Origin of the sequence: Absiella sp. AM09-50 (assembly GCF_003433845.1) — a bacterium.
Taxonomy (GTDB): Bacteria; Bacillota_I; Bacilli_A; order Erysipelotrichales; family Erysipelotrichaceae; genus Hoskinsella; species Hoskinsella hominis.
Map to the genome: position 1 here is coordinate 1 of NZ_QVFI01000025.1, position 17,802 is coordinate 17,802.

Below are 17,802 nucleotides of genomic sequence, written 5' to 3' on the forward strand. Positions count from 1 at the left end.
TAGCTATATTCCTGATTTTTGTTTTTGTCAATACCTTTAACTTATTGGCATTGGTCCATGGTGACTGTTTATTTTTTTTGTATTATTACCTGGGAAATATTATATATATCAGAAAGTAATTCATGTATAATAGAGTCATGAGAAAGAAAGTCACAAAAGAAAATTACCGATATATGCAAAGAAAAGGTCGGCAGAATTTAAAAGTGCTGCTGATTCTCTTTTATATGTTCTTATTATGTTATAGTGTAATCAATTATTTTATGGTAAAAATGTTATTTGTGCCAAAAGAAAAGGACGCAATGCTGATATTTATGGTGAAAACAATCAGTATGCTTGTCATATGGGGTATCATCATTCGCATGCTTTGGCGCTTTCGTAAGGTTGGAAGGACACTGTTTGCGGCATTTACTATCATTTCTTTATATACACTGGTCGATATGTTACAGGTATTAGAATATCCAATCGTTGATAAAACAGATAATATATTGCGTTACTTATTTGCTATATTGCTTGTGTTGAAAACTATTTTAACGTGTAGCTGTATGTTAAAAATGCGTACAGACCCTACAATGCGCTGTATCTGGAGCAGATATATCATCTATGAAGATGCCTTGGATGAAGACGAACAACTACCTAATGATGATGAGGAAGAAAATCCTATGCAGGGAATACCGTTTCAAAATGATGAAGCGATCCCGTTGATATTACGACTGCCGCAGCGAAGCCCTTTGATTATAAGAGCGAAAAAACGCATACGTATCAATGCATTCCTGCTTGTGATGTTATGCTTTGGTGGATTTCTGTTTTGTTATTTGTTTCTATATCTGATGCATTTAAATAATCGTCATGATGCTGGTATTCCATATATTCAGCGTATGTTGATGCTGTCTACCTTGTATTCTATTTTGATCTGGATGTTTCCTATGGTAACCATGTTTTTCTATCATCGTATCACAAAGCCTTTAATATTTATCGCATGGCTGTGTGAGTTGGTACGTCAGGTGGCAATGCTGCCAGAAATTATGCAGACATGTATATCACAAAAATATTCTATGTTATGTATTATTTTATTATTGATTATGGAAGCTGCACGATATCTTTGTTTCTATCGCTTAACCATGCGTTTATTAAAAGATCCCTTCATTCATGCCTATTGGTCTGGGCGCTTTAAAACAAAGGAACCATATGAATAAGAAAAACAATTTCATTATGGATGATTGCGTAAGATAATGCTATACTGATAGTAGTAAACAGGAGGATTTTTATAATGAAAATGAATAAATATATTGATCATACATTGTTGAAGGCAGATGCGACGTATGACAAAATAAAAGTGCTATGTGAAGAAGCAAAAGAGTATGATTTCGCAAGTGTTTGTGTGAATGGATATTGGGTATCAGCCTGTAAGGAATTATTGGCAGGAAGTGATGTTATGGTATGTACTGTCATTGGTTTTCCATTAGGTGCAATGAGCAGCGATGCGAAAGCATTTGAAACAAGAGATGCCATTAATCATGGTGCCAACGAAGTCGATATGGTATTAAATATTGGCGAGATGAAAGCTGGACACTATGATGCTGTACTTGAAGATATAAAAGCGGTTGTAGAAGCAGCGCAGGGACATACAGTAAAGGTGATCTTAGAGAACTGTTTGTTAAGCAAAGAAGAAATCGTAAAGGCATGTAAGCTTTGTGTAGAAGCTGGCGCAGCATTTGTGAAAACCTCCACTGGTTTTTCTACAAGTGGTGCGACTGTAGAAGATGTACGATTAATGAAAGATACAGTAAAAGATGCATGTAAAGTCAAAGCAGCTGGTGGTGTACGTACATTTGAAGATATGGAAAAAATGATTGAAGCAGGAGCCGATCGTATTGGCACGAGTGCTGGAGTAACACTAATGCAAAGAAAAACAAGTGAAGGCGGATACTAAGGTCAGAAATGACCTTTTTCAATTAGAGGAAACAAATATGGAAAAAAGAGAAGAAGCATTTGATGCAAAACAGATTTATGAGCATTTAAAACAGGCAAGTGTACGCCCTATCATACGCTTTGAAGTTGAAAAGAAAAATGAGATAAGTCCATTTGATATGAAGATTGGTGGTGCATATTATCTTCCAGAAGGTGAGAAGCCACCAGTGAATATAGAAACAGGAAAAGAATTGTATCTATTGGCACAATTAGATTTTTCTAAAATACCGCATATACAGGACTTTCCGCAGAAAGGTATTCTTCAAATATTTATTGCTGGGGATAATGATATGGCAGGTATGAATTGTGATGATCCATTTGATCAAACGACATGGTGTATACGATATTATGAAAATGTGGAACATCCGGATATCCTGAAAGATGTACATCACACCAATTGCGATGATTCAGATATATCACTGCCTTTTTCACCTTCTAATACCTATGTACTAACGCCTTATCTGGATGAACAGGTGATTAGTTTGAGTGATTATCGTTTTAATGATGTTTTAAAAGAAAGCTGTAAAGATATCTTGCCTGAAGATGTCACAAGATATTATGATTTAGATGATGACACTTTGGACCAGCTGTATGATATGTTAGAAACCTGCAATTGTCAGATGGGTGGATATCCGTATTTTACACAATATGATCATCGTGCAGGCATGCCGGAATATGATGTTTTGTTATTTCAATTAGATAGTGTAGAAGACATCATGTGGGGAGATTGTGGAGTAGCAAAATTCTTTATGACATGGGAAGCTTTAAGGAAATGTGATTTTTCAGAAGTGATGTATCAGTGGGACTGTTGTTAAGGTACTTTACTTTTATATTGAAATCTGATAAAATTCATTCAAAATGAAAAAAGGAGAGATGATTTATGGATGACCCCCAAGGTTCATCGATCATGGTACAATTATTACTTATCGTTATATTGACGATGATTAACGCATACTTTGCCGCAAGTGAAATGGCAATCGTATCCGTTAGTAAAACAAAGATTCACCGTTTGGTGGAGGAAGGCAATAAGAAAGCGGAGCTGGTAGAAAAACTTCTACAAGAACCAACTGCCTTTTTGTCTACTATTCAGGTGGCAATCACATTAGCGGGTTTCTTTAACTCTGCCAGTGCTGCGACAGGGATTTCCCTTCGCTTTGCGACGGTTTTAAAGCAATGGCAAGTGCCATATGGAGAAACAATCGCAATCGTTGTGATTACTATTTTATTATCCTTTGTGACTTTGATTTTTGGTGAATTGGTACCAAAGCGTATCGCCCTTCAAAATGCAGAGAAATTCTCAATGATGTGTGCGAAGCCAATTGTTGTGGTATCAAAAATCGCATCACCATTTATTAAAATATTGTCATGGTCCACAAAGTTTGTCTTGCGCTTATTTGGTATGCATGATGAAAATGTAGAAGAATCTTTATCACGTGAAGAAATTCGTTCCATGGTAGAAAGTGGACAGGAAAACGGTGTGTTTAATGAAACAGAAACAGAGATGATCAACAGTATCTTTGAATTTGATGATATTCAGGCAGAAGATGTCATGACACCAAGAACAGAGGTTTTCTGTATTGATATCAATGACCCATTAGATTCTTATTTAGATGATTTAATGGAAATGCATTATACACGTATTCCTGTTTATGAAGATACGGTAGATGATATTATTGGTATTCTACATATTAAAGATTTCCTAATAGAAGCACATAAATATCATTATGATTATACAAAAGTGGATATCCGAAAGATTTTAAGAAAACCATATTTTGTATTAGAAACGAAAAATATAGATGAACTGTTTAAAGAAATGCAGAAGAAACGCCAGCATTTAGCAATTCTGGTGGATGAATATGGTGGCTTTTCTGGTATTGCCACAATTGAAGATTTAGTTGAAGAAATCATGGGTGATATCGAGGATGAATATGATGAAATCGAAGAACCCCAGTTAAAGAAACTGGATGAACATACGTATCTGATTGACGGCTTCATGAATGTAGATGATTTAAATGAAGAATTATCTTTAGATTTAGAAAGTGAAGATCATGATACCATTTCAGGCTTCCTGTTGGATTTATTAGGAAAAATTTTGGAAGATGGTTCAAAAACAAGTGTGGATTATAAAAATCTTCATTTTGATATATTAGAAGTAGAAGATAAACATATTGAGAAAATACGATTAATCATTCAACCAGAAGAAAAAACGGAAGAATAACTCTTTTAAGGGTTATTCTTTTTTTGTGAAGAAAAAGTAACTTGCAAATTTTAAATTATGTGATATCCTTAAAAAAAAGGAGGTTATTATGAATCATAAATCTGATGTTGAAGCGTGGGCGACAGCACTGATATTAAAACGTTTGCGTAGCGCAAAAGGTTTAAAACAATATCAATTTGCGGATGAAATACAGATGAGTTTACACAAATACAATCGTATAGAAAACGCAAGAGGAAAGCTGTCACAAGAAGATTTAGAAAAGATTGCAGAGTATTACCAGATGAGTGTAGAGGATTTATTTCTGAAAATTCATAAAGAAATAAAAATCTTGCAAGGTGAAGAAAAAGAATACTTCGCTAAAGAGAAAATAAACTATTTGAAGATCAGAGATGAAAGATATCAAAACAAATGATTTTTTTTGACCATGAAGTTTAGCGTTACGAAAACTATATACAAAAATGTATATTATCACTAAAATCGTATATCTAAAATTTTCTGATAACTCTATAATTTTATCATGAGGTAAAATATGGAAAATTTTGGAGAGTTAATACGTCAAAGATTAAAAGAGCTGAATATGACACAATCAAAGCTAGCTTATAAGCTTGGCGTTAGTAAAAGTCAAATATCGCATTATATCAGTGGGCATAATGAAGTGCCTTTTCAAAATGTCGCAAAGATATGTAAAATATTAAATCTGAATTTAAATAAATTATATGGAATATACGATGGCAGTATGAATGATGATGAAATGCGTATGGTTGAACTGATGAGATATCTAAACGAAGCAAACAGACAAGAGCTTGCTGACTACATGAATTATTTACTTTATAAACAAAGAGAGAAAAATGATTTCCATCAAAATAAGAAATGATTTTTCACTCTTTTTTGATGTATTGGTAAAGTATAAATTTACTTTTATTTTTCTTAGTAACTTATCAAGTTATGTATATATCTTAATCTTTTGGTACATCCTATAATAAAATTGAGGTAGATTAGAATATGAATACAAAAGATTTTGGTAAGCTGATAAGAAAAAAATTAAAAGAAAAAAACATGACACAGGCGAAGCTTGCTGAGAAATTAAATGTCAGTAAAATGCAAGTATCACATTATTTAAATGGGCAAAATGATATCCCTTACCAGAATATGGTGAAAATATGTTCTATATTGAATCTTAATCTGAATGCGTTTTATGGCATATATGACGCAAAGGTTTCTAATCAGGAAATGATGTTGATTGAATTATGCAGAAATCTTAGTGCGGAGGAAATGAATGAAGTGATTTCATTTGCGACATACTTGGCATACAGGCGTAAGAAAACATAATGTTTTTCTTTTCATGTTTCTTCAGAAATCATTTATATGAGAGATATTGATACATTGTCACATTGTCTAGGATTATACAAAAAAACCATTGAAATATTTATTTCAATGGTTTTGTCTTTCAATGGCGCCTTAAACAAGACTCGAACTTGTGACCTGCCGGTTAACAGCCGGATGCTCTACCTACTGAGCTATTAAGGCATCTTTCTGAATGCCTTGTTATAATATCATATCTTTTTCATTTTGACAATATCAAAAATGAATTTTCTTGAAAAATTTACTTGCAGCAGGATGGGATACGTTCTTTAGTATCTTCAAAATAATGAATCAGCTCGATTGCTTCTTCACAGCCTGTTTTATTGATGCGATAATGCATCCATTTTCCATCTTTTTTAGATTCAACGATTCCACTGTCAATCAAAATTTTCATATGATGGGATAAAGTAGACTGACTGATTTGCATTTTATCTAATAACTCACATGCACAATGTTCTCCCTCTTTTAATATTTCAAGTATTTCCACACGATTTTCATCACAGAAAGCCTTGAATATTAACGCAATTCTACGATTATTCATACAACATACTCCTTCCTTGCCCCTTTTTCTATTATAATCATAGAAGAGTAACGATTTTTTGTCAATCATAAAAAAATAATAACAAAATAAAACTTTCTTATGGAAGTCATGTGATAAACGATGGCGCAATAAAGATAAACATGATACAATACACATGCTCATTGAAAAATGATAAGGATAATGGTTCACAATTTAGTGATGAAAAAGGAAGCAGGTGAAAGACCTGCGCGGTCCCGCCGCCGTAATAGGGAGTCTTATTCAATTGTCACTGTATAACTTATGGGAAGACGAATTAAGATGTTGAACTAGAGCCGGAATACTTGCCATTATCTATATGGATGTGATTAACGAGAGATTAAGCACACCATGATTGAGAAAGATAAGAAACTCTTTTCATCATGGTAAAAGAGTTTTTTTATTCAGTATCCTTATCTTTTTCTTGTGTAAGAAAAGAGGAGAAAGAAAATGAAGAAATTAATGAGTATCGCATTTGCGGCAGCACTTGCCTTTGGAAGTTTATGTATGCCAGTAAATGCACAGGAAACAAATGTAGTGAATGAAGCAACAAGCAATCCAATTGATTGGATTGAAGGTAGTTTTACTTCCTTGCAAGATGGCAGTATTCCATTATATACAGGAGATGATGCATTTATCGCATTATCTCAGACAGCTTATGGAATGAATGAGGAACAGCTGCAGAAAAGTGAAGCAAAATTTATTCCTTTAACACAGAAAAAAATAGAAAATCCAAGAGCAACGGCTAATGATGTTGAAAAGATGATTATGCTTGTAGAAGCTTATGGATACGATGCATCCGCATATGAAATGAATGGTAAGATTGTCAATCTTTATGATATGTTATCTGAATTTGAATTATCCTTCACAAACGATTATGTATTTGCATTAGAAGCCTTACATAGTGGAAATTATTCACCTGCAAAGGACAGTAAACTGGATAAAGACCAGTTAATCAAGGATTTGATCGCATTAAGAAATCCAGCAGATCACGCATGGAATTACACTGGAGATTATACAGGGACTTGGGGATCTTCTGATACAGACACGACCGCAATGGTATTAACGGCACTTGCGCCATATTATAACCTGCCAGAAAGTGAAACAGGTATTTCTAAGGAAACCAAGGATGCTGTAAAACAGGCAGTCGAAGAAGGCTTCACATATCTAAAAGATTTCCAAGAAGAAAATGGTGCGATGAAAAGTGTTTGGTCAAATGGCAATTCTAACACAACCGCAATGATGATTGTCACTATGGCAGCATATGGAAAAGATATGAATACAGAATTTGTGGTAAATGGTAATACATTGATAGATGGATTAATGAATTTTGCTTTGGAAGATAAAAAAGGTTTTGGTAGTACAGATAAGAATGATTTGGATGGTTATGGTACGGAACAGGCTGTTCGTGCATTGATTGCTTATAAGAATGCGAAAGTAGGAGTGCCATATTATTTATATCAGGCTGGAGTAAAACTGAATGAAAATCGTTTTCAGGTGAATCAACCAACCGTTGATGAAACTATAAATGAAAAAGATGATGTGAATACACCAGATAAAGAAATACAAAATGGTAATAAACAGGAACCGGTTATCAAAGATACCAGTAAAGGTATGAACAGTTCTTTATTTGTATTGGCATTATGTGCGAGTGCCGGCCTGGTGCTTGTAAGAAAAAAAGCTTAAGAAAGAAGGTAAGGATATGTTGAGCGATAAAAAGAAAAAACGTTACATACAAGGAATATTATTAGGTGTGATAGCCCTCATATCCTTTTCTTTTCTGTTTATATATGCAAAGCAGGATAATAAAAAAACACCTGTTGGTATATCTTCCATAGAGAATAAATTATATCTGGAATCAAAGCATACGAATATAGAAAAGAAATCTTCAAAGGAAGATACAAAAAAGGAAAAGCAAGAAGAAGTAACATCAGATAAACAAAGTAATAAAGTACCTGATAAACAGAACCCTTCAGAAGATAAAAAAGAAGAAAAACCTAAACAGGAAACCTCTACTCAGAAACCACAAACAAATAAAGAAGAAACACCAGTAAAACAGCCTGAAATTCAGACTGTGACCTTTTCTATTGATATGAAAAATATTTTAGATCATAAAGGCGAAGTAGATTCCCGTTTTCAAAATTTTATACCAGCAGATGGTGTACTGGTTGCACCTGTAAGTGTAGAAATACAGGATGGTGATACCGTCTATGATCTTCTTTCCAGGGTATGTGCACAACAAGGCATCCCTTTAGATGCAAGCAATGGATATGTAAAATATATAAATAATATAGGAGAATTTGATGCAGGGAAAAGTTCTGGATGGCTGTATGCAGTGAATGGGACAGTTTGTACGATAAGCAGTACACAGTACAAAGTAAAAGCCGGTGATGTGATAGAGTGGCGTTATACAGTCAAAGTGGGTGATATCTGATGCTTGAACTGAAACGATATCATCCTTTTGTCATTACCCTATTTGTGTTTACACTAATTGCATGGGATACCATTATTTCACATCCCTTGATTCATGTACTTTTGTTTATCATGAGCTGGATATACATACTGGAATTTCCAAATATGAAAGTAAAAAGTATCCTAAAACAAAATATATTTTTGATGATTCTGATGGCAGTCAGCAATCCGTTTTTTCAACATCGTGGCATTTATATCTTATGCTTTATCTGGAATACCCCAATAACGTGGGAATCTATTTTATATGGCCTTGATTTAGGAATTATGCTTGCAGGTATCATGAATTTATTTCGTATATATTCCCATATGATTTATACGGATCAGATTTTGTATATGATCACAAAGATATCTTGTAATGCCGCAATCTTATGCTCCTTAAGTTTACGTCAATTAACCAGCATCAAAAAACAATATGAGGATATTCGTTATGCAAGAAGTCTGATGATAACGAAGCATAACTGGTTTTCATCCATTAGAGAAAACATTGCGGTTGTATCCATGCTCATTACCTGGTTAATGGAATCAGGTGTAGAAACATCTTTATCTATGCGATCACGTGGCTATGGAGAACGAAAACGCAGTATATATCAAAGATATCCTATAGAGAAAAGAGATCGAAGGGTGTTACTTTTTAACGTTGTCTGTATCATTTTGAGTGTGATTGGAATGCATGGCATATCTTTCTGGTGGTATCCAAGTTTTTATCAAGAATTATCCATTCTGCAGGCGGCTTTATTTTTTATCGCATGTATAGGTTTATGTGCATTACCATTATGCTTATTTCAAAAGGAGGTGCCGGCATGGGAAGATATCGAATCGATATAGATTCACTTTCTTATATCAACGCAAAACAGCCAGTATTGCATGATATCCATATCACATTACCCATTGACAGCTTTGTGGTGATTGCTGGTAAAAGCGGATGTGGAAAAACAACACTGTTGAGAATGTTGAAAAAACAGCTTCGCCCTAAAATGGATGTAAAAGGAACAATCATATGGGAAAATCAAACAAAGACTTTAATTGAAGAAATGAACGATTTAGAAAGTGCCGCATCCATTGGCTATGTATCCCAGCAGCCAGATTTACAGCTTGTAAGTGATCAGGTCTGGCATGAGCTGGCATTTGGATTAGAGAATCTGGGTATGAAAAGTGAAGATATCCATCAACAGCTTGCGGAAGTTGTATCATTTCTAGGATTGGAGGATATTTATCATACTCCTATTTCGCATTTAAGCGGTGGTCAGAAACAAATTGTTCAGCTAGCGGCAGTATTAGCGATGAAACCAAAAGTAATTTTATTAGATGAACCGACCAGTCAGCTGGACCCTATCGCAAAACAGCGATTCTATGATCTTTTGATACGTATTCATAAAGAGTTTGATATTGGAATCATTATGGTGGAACATCAGTTAGAAAGCCTATTGGATGTATGTGAACGTATAATCTATCTTGAGGAGGGTACGATTGCATATGATGGAAAACCAAATTATTTATGTAAAGGACATATTACTTATGATGCCTTATTACCTTATCCTGCACGTTATATACAGCAGATGTATCCCGAAGAAAAAGAAAATCCAGTGACAGAAAAACAAATGCGTCAAATGATAAAGATGGTAAATATAGCTTCATCAAAAATAAAAGAAGATACAAATACCGTATTACGATGTGAACATGTTTATCTGCGTTATCAAAAAGATAGTCCGGATGTATTGCGTGATTTTTCTATTGAGGTAAAGGAGCATGAGATTTTATGTTTATTTGGAGGAAACGGCAGTGGGAAAACAACATTCCTAAAAATGTTAGGTAGCAAATATGCGAATAAATTTGGCAAAGTAGATATCAAAAAAAGATTATTATATCTTCCACAAGATCCCAGAATATTATTTGTGAAGGACAGCTTAAAGGAAGAATATGCAATGTTTTCTAATCGTGATACATGGATCAAATGCTTTGACTTGGAAAAGCTGTTGCTTATGCATCCTTATGATCTATCAGGAGGAGAACTGCAGCGTGCAGCACTTGCTTTATTATTGATGCATTGTGATGATGAATGTATTTTATTGCTGGATGAACCAAGCAAGGGCTTAGATATGTATTATCGAGAACAATTAGCGAAGATTTTAAAAACATTAACAGAAAAACATACAATCATTATGGTATCTCATGATGTAGAATTTGCGGCATTATGTGCAGATCGTTGTGGCTTCTTATTTGATGGCACCATCACAGCATTAAAGCCTGTTCGCTCATTTATGATGGATAATAACTTTTATACGACCTATTGGAGAAGATGTACACGTCATCTGACGCCTTGTGCAATCACATATGAGGATATGATATCATGACGCATGTGTGGAAAAGAAGAATAGGTTTTCTGGGATTGCTATGTACATTTATGCTTTTTCTTTTATATGGGTTTGAGGAACATTTTTTATTCTATGCTAATCTTGGGGCAATTTGTATCTTGTTTTCATGCTGGAATCAATATGATAAAAGAAGTCCAAGATTAAGTGAACTTGTATTATGTGCATGTATGATCACAATGGCTGTCGCTGGACGTGTTTTATTTTTGTGGGCACCCGGCTTTAAACCGCTTACTGGAATCGCCATTATCGCAGGAGCCTTATTAGGCGGATGGAATGGATTTTTATGTGGCAGTTTATCTGCATTACTGTCGGATTTATTTTTCGGAATCGGTCCATGGACATTTTTTCAAATGCTTGCATGGGGGATCATTGGACTAGGTGCAGGATTCATACATAAATGTTTTAAAAAACGTACCATACGAATTGTTTACGCATTATTTTCTGGAGTATTCTTTAGTGTGTTTATGGATATTTATTCCACAATGGCCACAGGAAGTTTTGAATTTCAACGCTACATCGCCCTATTGATAACATCATTGCCTTTTATGGTTATTTATATGATTTCAAATGTGTTATTTGTGGAAATATTATATCCCATTATGCATAAGAAAATTGAAAGAATACGTTTGAAATATGATTTATAATGTTAATCATTTAAATATTTGGTATCCTTAACCGGATACCTTTTTATATATATAATTATCAATATGTGGCTATTAATATATAACAAAATAAGCTGATTTAATTATATATTATAAAATTACTAAAAGGTGCACAAACAATACTAAAAAGTGCAAAGACGAAATGATGGATGAAATAAATACTAATAAAGTAGAAAGAGAGCGCTTTCTTATCACAATATTAAAAAAGGATGTGATACAGCAATTATTTAAAGAATATAAAGATTAATAGTATGGAAAGGAGAAAACTATGTTAAAAAAATTTGCTGCATGTTTTATATCATTCATGATGGCATTTACAGGCACGCTGCCTTTTTCTGTGCATGTATTCGCAGAAGAAGCTACGAATGATGAAGCATATAAAATATATCCTACTGTTCATTCCATAGAATATCAGGATGGTGGATATAACCTTCAAGAAAATGTAAATGTGATTTATGATAAGGAGATTGATGATGCCACAAAAGCTCGAATGAATGAGGTGGCGGCTTTAAAAAATTTAACCATTCAAACATCGGATCAGGCAAAATCTGGTATGACGAATATCTATGTTGGTGTTTATGGTTCTAAAGGCTTCGCTGATGCATATATCCGTCAAAATAATGAAATAGATCCATCATTATTTGAGAAGAATGATGCATATTTTTTGAAAAGCAATCAACAGACAATTGCTATTTTGGGTAAGGATAGTGATTCTGCTTTTTATGGTTTGACAACGTTGTACCATATATTTGCACAAATGGAAAGTTATCACATTAGAAATTTCACAATCAATGATTATGCAGATATTGTCAGTAGAGGCTTTATCGAAGGCTATTATGGTAATCCATGGTCAACACAGGATCGTATAAATTTAATGAATTGGAGTGGATATTATAAATTGAATTCATATTTTTATGCGCCAAAGGATGATCTTAAGCATAATAAAATGTGGAGAGAACTATATAGTGATGAAGAAATCAATACAAAAATTAAACCATTAGCCGAGGCAGGAAATGCTTCAAAATGTCGTTTTGTTTTTGCCTTGCATCCATTTCAATCAGACCCTATTCGCTTTAATACAGATGAAAATTATAATGCAGATTTAAAGGTGCTACAGGATAAATTTAAACAAACCATCGAAGTTGGTGTACGTCAAATTGCAATCCTGGCAGATGATGCAGGTAATTCTGGTGCAGAAAACTATACAAGACTTCTAAAAGATATGACAGCATGGTTAAAAGAAATGCAGAAAACCTATCCGGATTTAAAACTTACACTGCCATTTGTAACTGCGGAATATATGCACTATGGGGAAAACTATTATCATAATTTTCCAGACAATGTTCAAATCGTTATGACTGGTGGTAAAGTCTGGGGCGAAGTATCTAATAACTTTACACAGACCTTCACAAAGAATGCAGGTCGTGGACCATACTTATGGATCAACTGGCCATGTACCGATAATTCTAAAAAACACTTGATTATGGGCGGATATGATACATTCTTAGAACCAGGTGTAAATCCTGATAACATTCAGGGAATTGTATTAAATCCAATGCAGCAATCAGAACCAAGTAAAGTAGCCATCTTTGGAAATGCAGAATATTCTTGGAATATCTGGCAATCTAAAGAAAAAGCAAATGAAGCATGGGAAGATTCTTTCTCTTTTGTAGATCATAATAATGCTTTAGCAAACGATGCTTCCAATGCTTTAAAGGAACTGAGTAAACATATGATGAATCAAAATATGGATACAAGGGTAAAACCTTTACAGGAATCTGTAGAATTAAACAAATTGTTAGCACCATTTAAGGAAAAATTAGATAAACAAAAACCAGTCAGTATCGAAGAAACAAATGCTTTGATTCAAGAATTTGAGAAGCTGGCAAAAGCCTCAAAAACTTATAGAAATCATGCAGGGAATGAAGCTATAAAAGATCAGATGATCTATTGGTTAAACAGTTTTGATGATACAACAGCTGCAGCAATCGCATATTTAAATGGTGTAAAAGCTACATTACAAAATGATACCGCAAGTGTCATGGAGAATATGGCAGCTGGAAAAAAGGCATTTGAAAAATCTAAATCCTATGGGTTCCACTATGTAGATCATACAGAATATGCTGAAATAGGCGTTCAACATATCGTTCCATTTATCGAATATCTGGATTCATACTTAAGCAATTATACAAAAAGTGCTGTGGATCCATCTATCGTCACAAAGCGCTTTATCACAAGCCGTCAAGATACACCGATAGGAAATATAAATAATGTGTTTGATGGCAATGTAGATACCAGTATAAGTTATCAACATCCAAATCTTATCTATCAGGGAGATTACGTTGGCGCAATGTTCTCTAAAAAGATATCTATCACGTCCATGAAGTTTATTTTGGGCGGTGGAAAGAATCATTTTGAGGAATGTAAGCTTCAATATACACAAGATGGAAAAACGTGGGTAGATTTAAATAATCAAACATATACAGGTGTTTTAAATAAGCTGCAGGAAATATATGTTGAAAATTTAGATATAGAAGCCATGGGTATTCGCTTGATTGCCACCAAAGATAATCTAAATGATGCTTATTTAAATGTGAATGAAATAGAAATCAATGATGAACATGAAAATTCAGATGTATGGGGTTATCATGTAATTAAGTCTTCAAGTTGGAATGTATATGCAGGTAGTGCTGCGGAAAGTGCATTGTATGATGGTAATGACAATACATTTGTGTGGTATTCTGAACCAGGAGATACCACATATGCAGGTGATTATCTTGGATATAATTTTGGTAAAGTCATTGAACTAAAGAGTTTACATTTAGTCGTCGGAAATAATGATGGCGATAAACTTGACAATTATAAAATTGAAACATCAGTAGATGGCAATACATGGGAAAGTGTAGAAGGATATGATAATTATCAGGGTGTCGCAAGTGGAAAAGATGTTTTAGATATTGATTTACATAATACGAAAGCAAAGTATATTCGTGTTGTGAATTTAAAAGATAAAAGGGCATGGTTAAAATTTTCTGAATTTACTGTAAAAGAGAATCAGACAGGGGATTTAAAACATGTATATACAAATATAACAGATAATCATATTTCATCAATAATAACACCACAAAAAGCGGCTTTGAATGATGGTTCGCTCGTATTGAAAAATCAAGAATATATAGGATTACAACTAGATAATATTAAGCATATTACAGATATCCATATCGAACAGATTCCAACCAATGTAGTATTGGAAACTTCTTTAAATGGTATTCAATGGACACCAGTAGAAAATACAAAGGATTCCTTCGATGCGAAATATATCCGTTTAAGAAATACGAAAGATACCGTAACAATGGAATTAAAAGATTTTTATGTAACATTGTATACAGCTCCTAAAGCAAAATTATTAGAATGCAATACACCAATTGCGGGTGGATGGGGACCAGCTGAAGATATGCGTTCCTTAGGCAATGATTTTAATATATTCGATCAGAATATAAACACAGGCGCAGAAATCGGCGGTTTTCCACAAGCTGGACAATATGCAATCTTTGATTTAGGGCAAACATATGATATTCATGATTTCCGTTATTATGTTGTGGAAACACAGCCAAACTACCTGCGGGATGGTGTTTTTGAAATCGCTGCAGCTCCTGATGCAAAGGATGATGAATGGACAGAATTATTGAGCGTTGGGGATGGCAAAGAAAATACAGAGCCAGAAGATGCCAGCAATACTGCCAAGAATTATTCTGAATTAACACATGACAGCAGTCATCCGGGCAATATGTATAAAGAAGCAACCAATCTGCAGGCATCAGGTCGTTATCTTCGTTTACGTTTTACAGCCTCTAATAATCATCGTGCAGTATACATGAATGAATTATTGATCAATGGTGGTGTTTATGTATCACCAGAAAATAACAGAGATGTTGTAGCAAGCGTAGTTGAAGAAAAAGGTAAAATCCCAAGCAATATGTTTGATGGTAATTTATCTACCACATACAAACCAAGTGAAAAAAATGGTGAATTTACCTATCGTTTATCAAAACCTGAAAATGTAAAAACCATTCGTATTGTGCAATCTGGTGAAATGTCAAATGCTGTTGTGCGTGCGATACTTGCTAATAAAAATGATTTGAGTAAAACGACAACTGTAACACTAGGAACATTGAACCTGCCATTAAATGAATTTGTTATTCCAGATGATCAGTATCTTTTGAGTATACAGGTACAATGGACAGACAAGCTTCCTGAAATATCTGAAATATTAACATTAGATAAAACAGAGGCTATTGATAAAACAGAACTGCAAAAAGTACTACAGGTATCTTTAAATGAGAAGTGGACATCTGACACAAAACAAAAATTTGAAGATGCTAAAGTAAATGCTAGCGCAATATATGAAAATACATACGTATCTCAAAATAGTATTGATATGGCTGTCAATGCATTACAAAGCGTAATAAAAAATGCTTTGATTCAGGCAGATACAACGGCCTTAAAAGCTTATGTCAAAGAAGAAAAACCATTTATGATAGATGATGTACAAGTCTATACAGGAACATCTTATGATCGTTATAAATCAGCATTAAACAATATCAAAGATGCTTTAAATGATGAAAAGAATATCAGCGAAGAGGATGCGCAAACATTGGAAACAGCCATCAAAGATGCGAAAGAACATCTGGTGTATTCTACCATGCAATCAGAATTAGCAGAGAATACATTAGCGAATGATGAAGGAAAGTTTATAGAAGCAAATTATTCTGTTATGACTTACCAAGCATATCAAAAAGCTAAAGAAGATATGACAAATGATATTCAAAACAGTACAGATCCAGTCAATATGGCTAAGGCAAGAATTGCATATAAAGAAAGCGTTAATCAGCTTGCGGATATCACAGAACTACAAAATCTACATCATGATTTCAATAACTTGAATAAAGATTTATATGAAACAACAACATATCAGGCATATGAAAAAGCAGTCAATGACACAAAAGAACTGTTTAACACGGGAACCATTGATACTGTAAAGAAAGCAATTGATCGTTTACAGGAAGCAAAAGCAGGACTATTGTTTAAGGGTAATGTAATGATGATAGATATGATCAAAGAATTAGAGAAAATTAGTCCAGCGGATTATACAAAAGCTTCATTTGAAGTATTAAGCAATGAAATTGAACTTGCAAAAGCTGATGTGAATAATTCTAATGCTGATATTATCCAGGCACATATTCAAAAGTTAAAAGAAGCACAAAAACAATTGGTGGATATCAGAAATTATCTACATGTTGTAGAAACAACAACAGCTTATCAAAAAGCAGATTATACGAAAGATTCCTTTAATGCTTTACAAAAAGTATTGCATGACACTGCAATCGTTAAGCAAAAAGCAACAGCTGCGGAAGTAGAAAAAGCTTGTCAGGATATTCAGAATGCATTAAAAGCATTAGATCCTTTAGCAAAAGATTTAGAATCTTATCGCACAGCTCTAACAAAAGAAAAAGCGGATGTTTATACAGAAAGTACATATCAATTATATGCACAAGCTTATCAAAAACTTATGGCACTTGATGCAGAGAATACAAATATTATAACGTTCTTAAATGCAAAAGATGCTTATGAAACTGCTTATTCTAATCTGGCATTTAAACAGGCAGATTATCAAAAAGTAGATGCCGCAATACAAAAAGTTCCAACAAATTTAAGTGTTTACACAAAACAAAGTGTCGCAGCTTTACAAAAAGCAATCGATGCTGTACATTATGGATATATGATTCAGGATCAAAACAAGGTAGATCATTTCGCAGAAAGTATAGAAAGTGCTGTAAAAGGCTTGGTTTATCTGGATGGCGATTATACCAAAGTACATCAATTGATGGATCAAGTACCATCTGATTTAAATAACTATACAAGTGATTCTGTAAAATATCTAAATAGTGTAATCCATGATATTGATTATCATAAAAATATTCTGGAACAGAATCAAATTGATGCTTATGCAAAAAATCTACAAAAAGCAATCAACAATCTTGAAGTAAAAACAGCTATACAGAATACACCTGATACTTCAGATCACAGTAATCCATGGATGGCATTTATGGCATTGTTAATTAGTGGTGGCGTATGTATCAGTTTATGGAAAAGAAATAAAAAACACGCATAAGTTATAAAAGGCTTAATTGG

Annotated in this window: 14 protein-coding genes, 1 tRNA gene and 1 riboswitch; of the genes, 13 read left to right on the forward strand and 2 right to left on the reverse strand. The window is 33.8% G+C overall.

Features of this window, described 5'->3' with window-relative positions:
- The first annotated feature begins 122 nt into the window (after positions 1-122).
- From DW114_RS16680 to DW114_RS16710, 7 genes are all read left to right on the forward strand, one after another.
- Positions 123-1,193: a hypothetical protein gene (locus DW114_RS16680; protein ID WP_117454846.1), complete on the forward strand. Its 1,071-nt coding sequence runs from the start codon at positions 123-125 to the stop codon at positions 1,191-1,193.
- Between the two features lie 74 nt (positions 1,194-1,267).
- Complete coding sequence (gene deoC / locus DW114_RS16685) at positions 1,268-1,930, forward strand: deoxyribose-phosphate aldolase (RefSeq protein ID WP_117454847.1); 663 nt, start codon at positions 1,268-1,270, stop codon at positions 1,928-1,930.
- A 37-nt stretch (positions 1,931-1,967) separates the two neighbouring features.
- The gene (locus DW114_RS16690; RefSeq protein ID WP_117454848.1) at positions 1,968-2,783 is read left to right on the forward strand and encodes a YwqG family protein; all 816 of its coding nucleotides are present in this window, start codon (positions 1,968-1,970) and stop codon (positions 2,781-2,783) included.
- 65 nt (positions 2,784-2,848) lie between these two features.
- Positions 2,849-4,186 carry a hemolysin family protein gene (locus DW114_RS16695; protein ID WP_117454849.1) on the forward strand — a complete coding sequence of 446 codons (1,338 nt, stop codon included), beginning with the start codon at positions 2,849-2,851 and terminating at the stop codon, positions 4,184-4,186.
- A gap of 88 nt (positions 4,187-4,274) precedes the next feature.
- Positions 4,275-4,598, forward strand: coding sequence for a helix-turn-helix transcriptional regulator (locus tag DW114_RS16700; protein ID WP_117454850.1), 324 nt, complete (start codon positions 4,275-4,277; stop codon positions 4,596-4,598).
- Positions 4,599-4,715: 117 nt separating this feature from the next.
- Positions 4,716-5,060, forward strand: a complete 345-nt coding sequence (locus DW114_RS16705) for a helix-turn-helix domain-containing protein (protein WP_117454851.1) — start codon at positions 4,716-4,718, stop codon at positions 5,058-5,060.
- A gap of 128 nt (positions 5,061-5,188) precedes the next feature.
- The gene (locus DW114_RS16710; protein ID WP_117454852.1) at positions 5,189-5,515 is read left to right on the forward strand and encodes a helix-turn-helix domain-containing protein; all 327 of its coding nucleotides are present in this window, start codon (positions 5,189-5,191) and stop codon (positions 5,513-5,515) included.
- 122 nt (positions 5,516-5,637) lie between these two features.
- Here the strand turns inward: DW114_RS16710 and DW114_RS16715 are convergent.
- Positions 5,638-5,713: transfer RNA gene (locus DW114_RS16715), tRNA-Asn, on the reverse strand.
- A gap of 76 nt (positions 5,714-5,789) precedes the next feature.
- Positions 5,790-6,089 (reverse strand): ArsR/SmtB family transcription factor, encoded by a 300-nt coding sequence (locus DW114_RS16720; protein ID WP_117454853.1) that lies wholly within the window; start codon positions 6,087-6,089, stop codon positions 5,790-5,792.
- Between the two features lie 164 nt (positions 6,090-6,253).
- A riboswitch (cobalamin riboswitch) is annotated at positions 6,254-6,432 on the forward strand.
- Positions 6,433-6,554: 122 nt separating this feature from the next.
- On the opposite strand from DW114_RS16720, the gene DW114_RS16725 reads away from it, so the two are divergent.
- The 6 genes from DW114_RS16725 (at position 6,555) to DW114_RS16745 (ending at position 17,782) form a co-directional block, all read left to right on the forward strand.
- Complete coding sequence (locus tag DW114_RS16725; protein ID WP_117454854.1) at positions 6,555-7,790, forward strand: hypothetical protein; 1,236 nt, start codon at positions 6,555-6,557, stop codon at positions 7,788-7,790.
- A gap of 16 nt (positions 7,791-7,806) precedes the next feature.
- Complete coding sequence (locus tag DW114_RS16730) at positions 7,807-8,538, forward strand: DUF4430 domain-containing protein (protein ID WP_117454855.1); 732 nt, start codon at positions 7,807-7,809, stop codon at positions 8,536-8,538.
- Complete coding sequence (locus tag DW114_RS21210; RefSeq protein WP_117536398.1) at positions 8,538-9,401, forward strand: energy-coupling factor transporter transmembrane component T family protein; 864 nt, start codon at positions 8,538-8,540, stop codon at positions 9,399-9,401. Before DW114_RS16730 ends, DW114_RS21210 begins: the two co-directional genes overlap by 1 nt.
- On the forward strand, positions 9,377-10,927 hold the full coding sequence (locus tag DW114_RS16735) for an ABC transporter ATP-binding protein (protein ID WP_158552312.1): 1,551 nt from the start codon (positions 9,377-9,379) through the stop codon (positions 10,925-10,927). The genes DW114_RS21210 and DW114_RS16735 overlap by 25 nt, the downstream gene beginning before the upstream one ends.
- Positions 10,924-11,592, forward strand: a complete 669-nt coding sequence (locus DW114_RS16740) for an ECF transporter S component (protein WP_117454857.1) — start codon at positions 10,924-10,926, stop codon at positions 11,590-11,592. Before DW114_RS16735 ends, DW114_RS16740 begins: the two co-directional genes overlap by 4 nt.
- Before the next feature lie 286 nt (positions 11,593-11,878).
- A complete protein-coding gene (locus DW114_RS16745) occupies positions 11,879-17,782 on the forward strand; it encodes a beta-N-acetylglucosaminidase domain-containing protein (RefSeq protein WP_117454858.1) in 5,904 nt (1,967 codons plus the stop codon).
- Positions 17,783-17,802 lie beyond the last annotated feature (20 nt).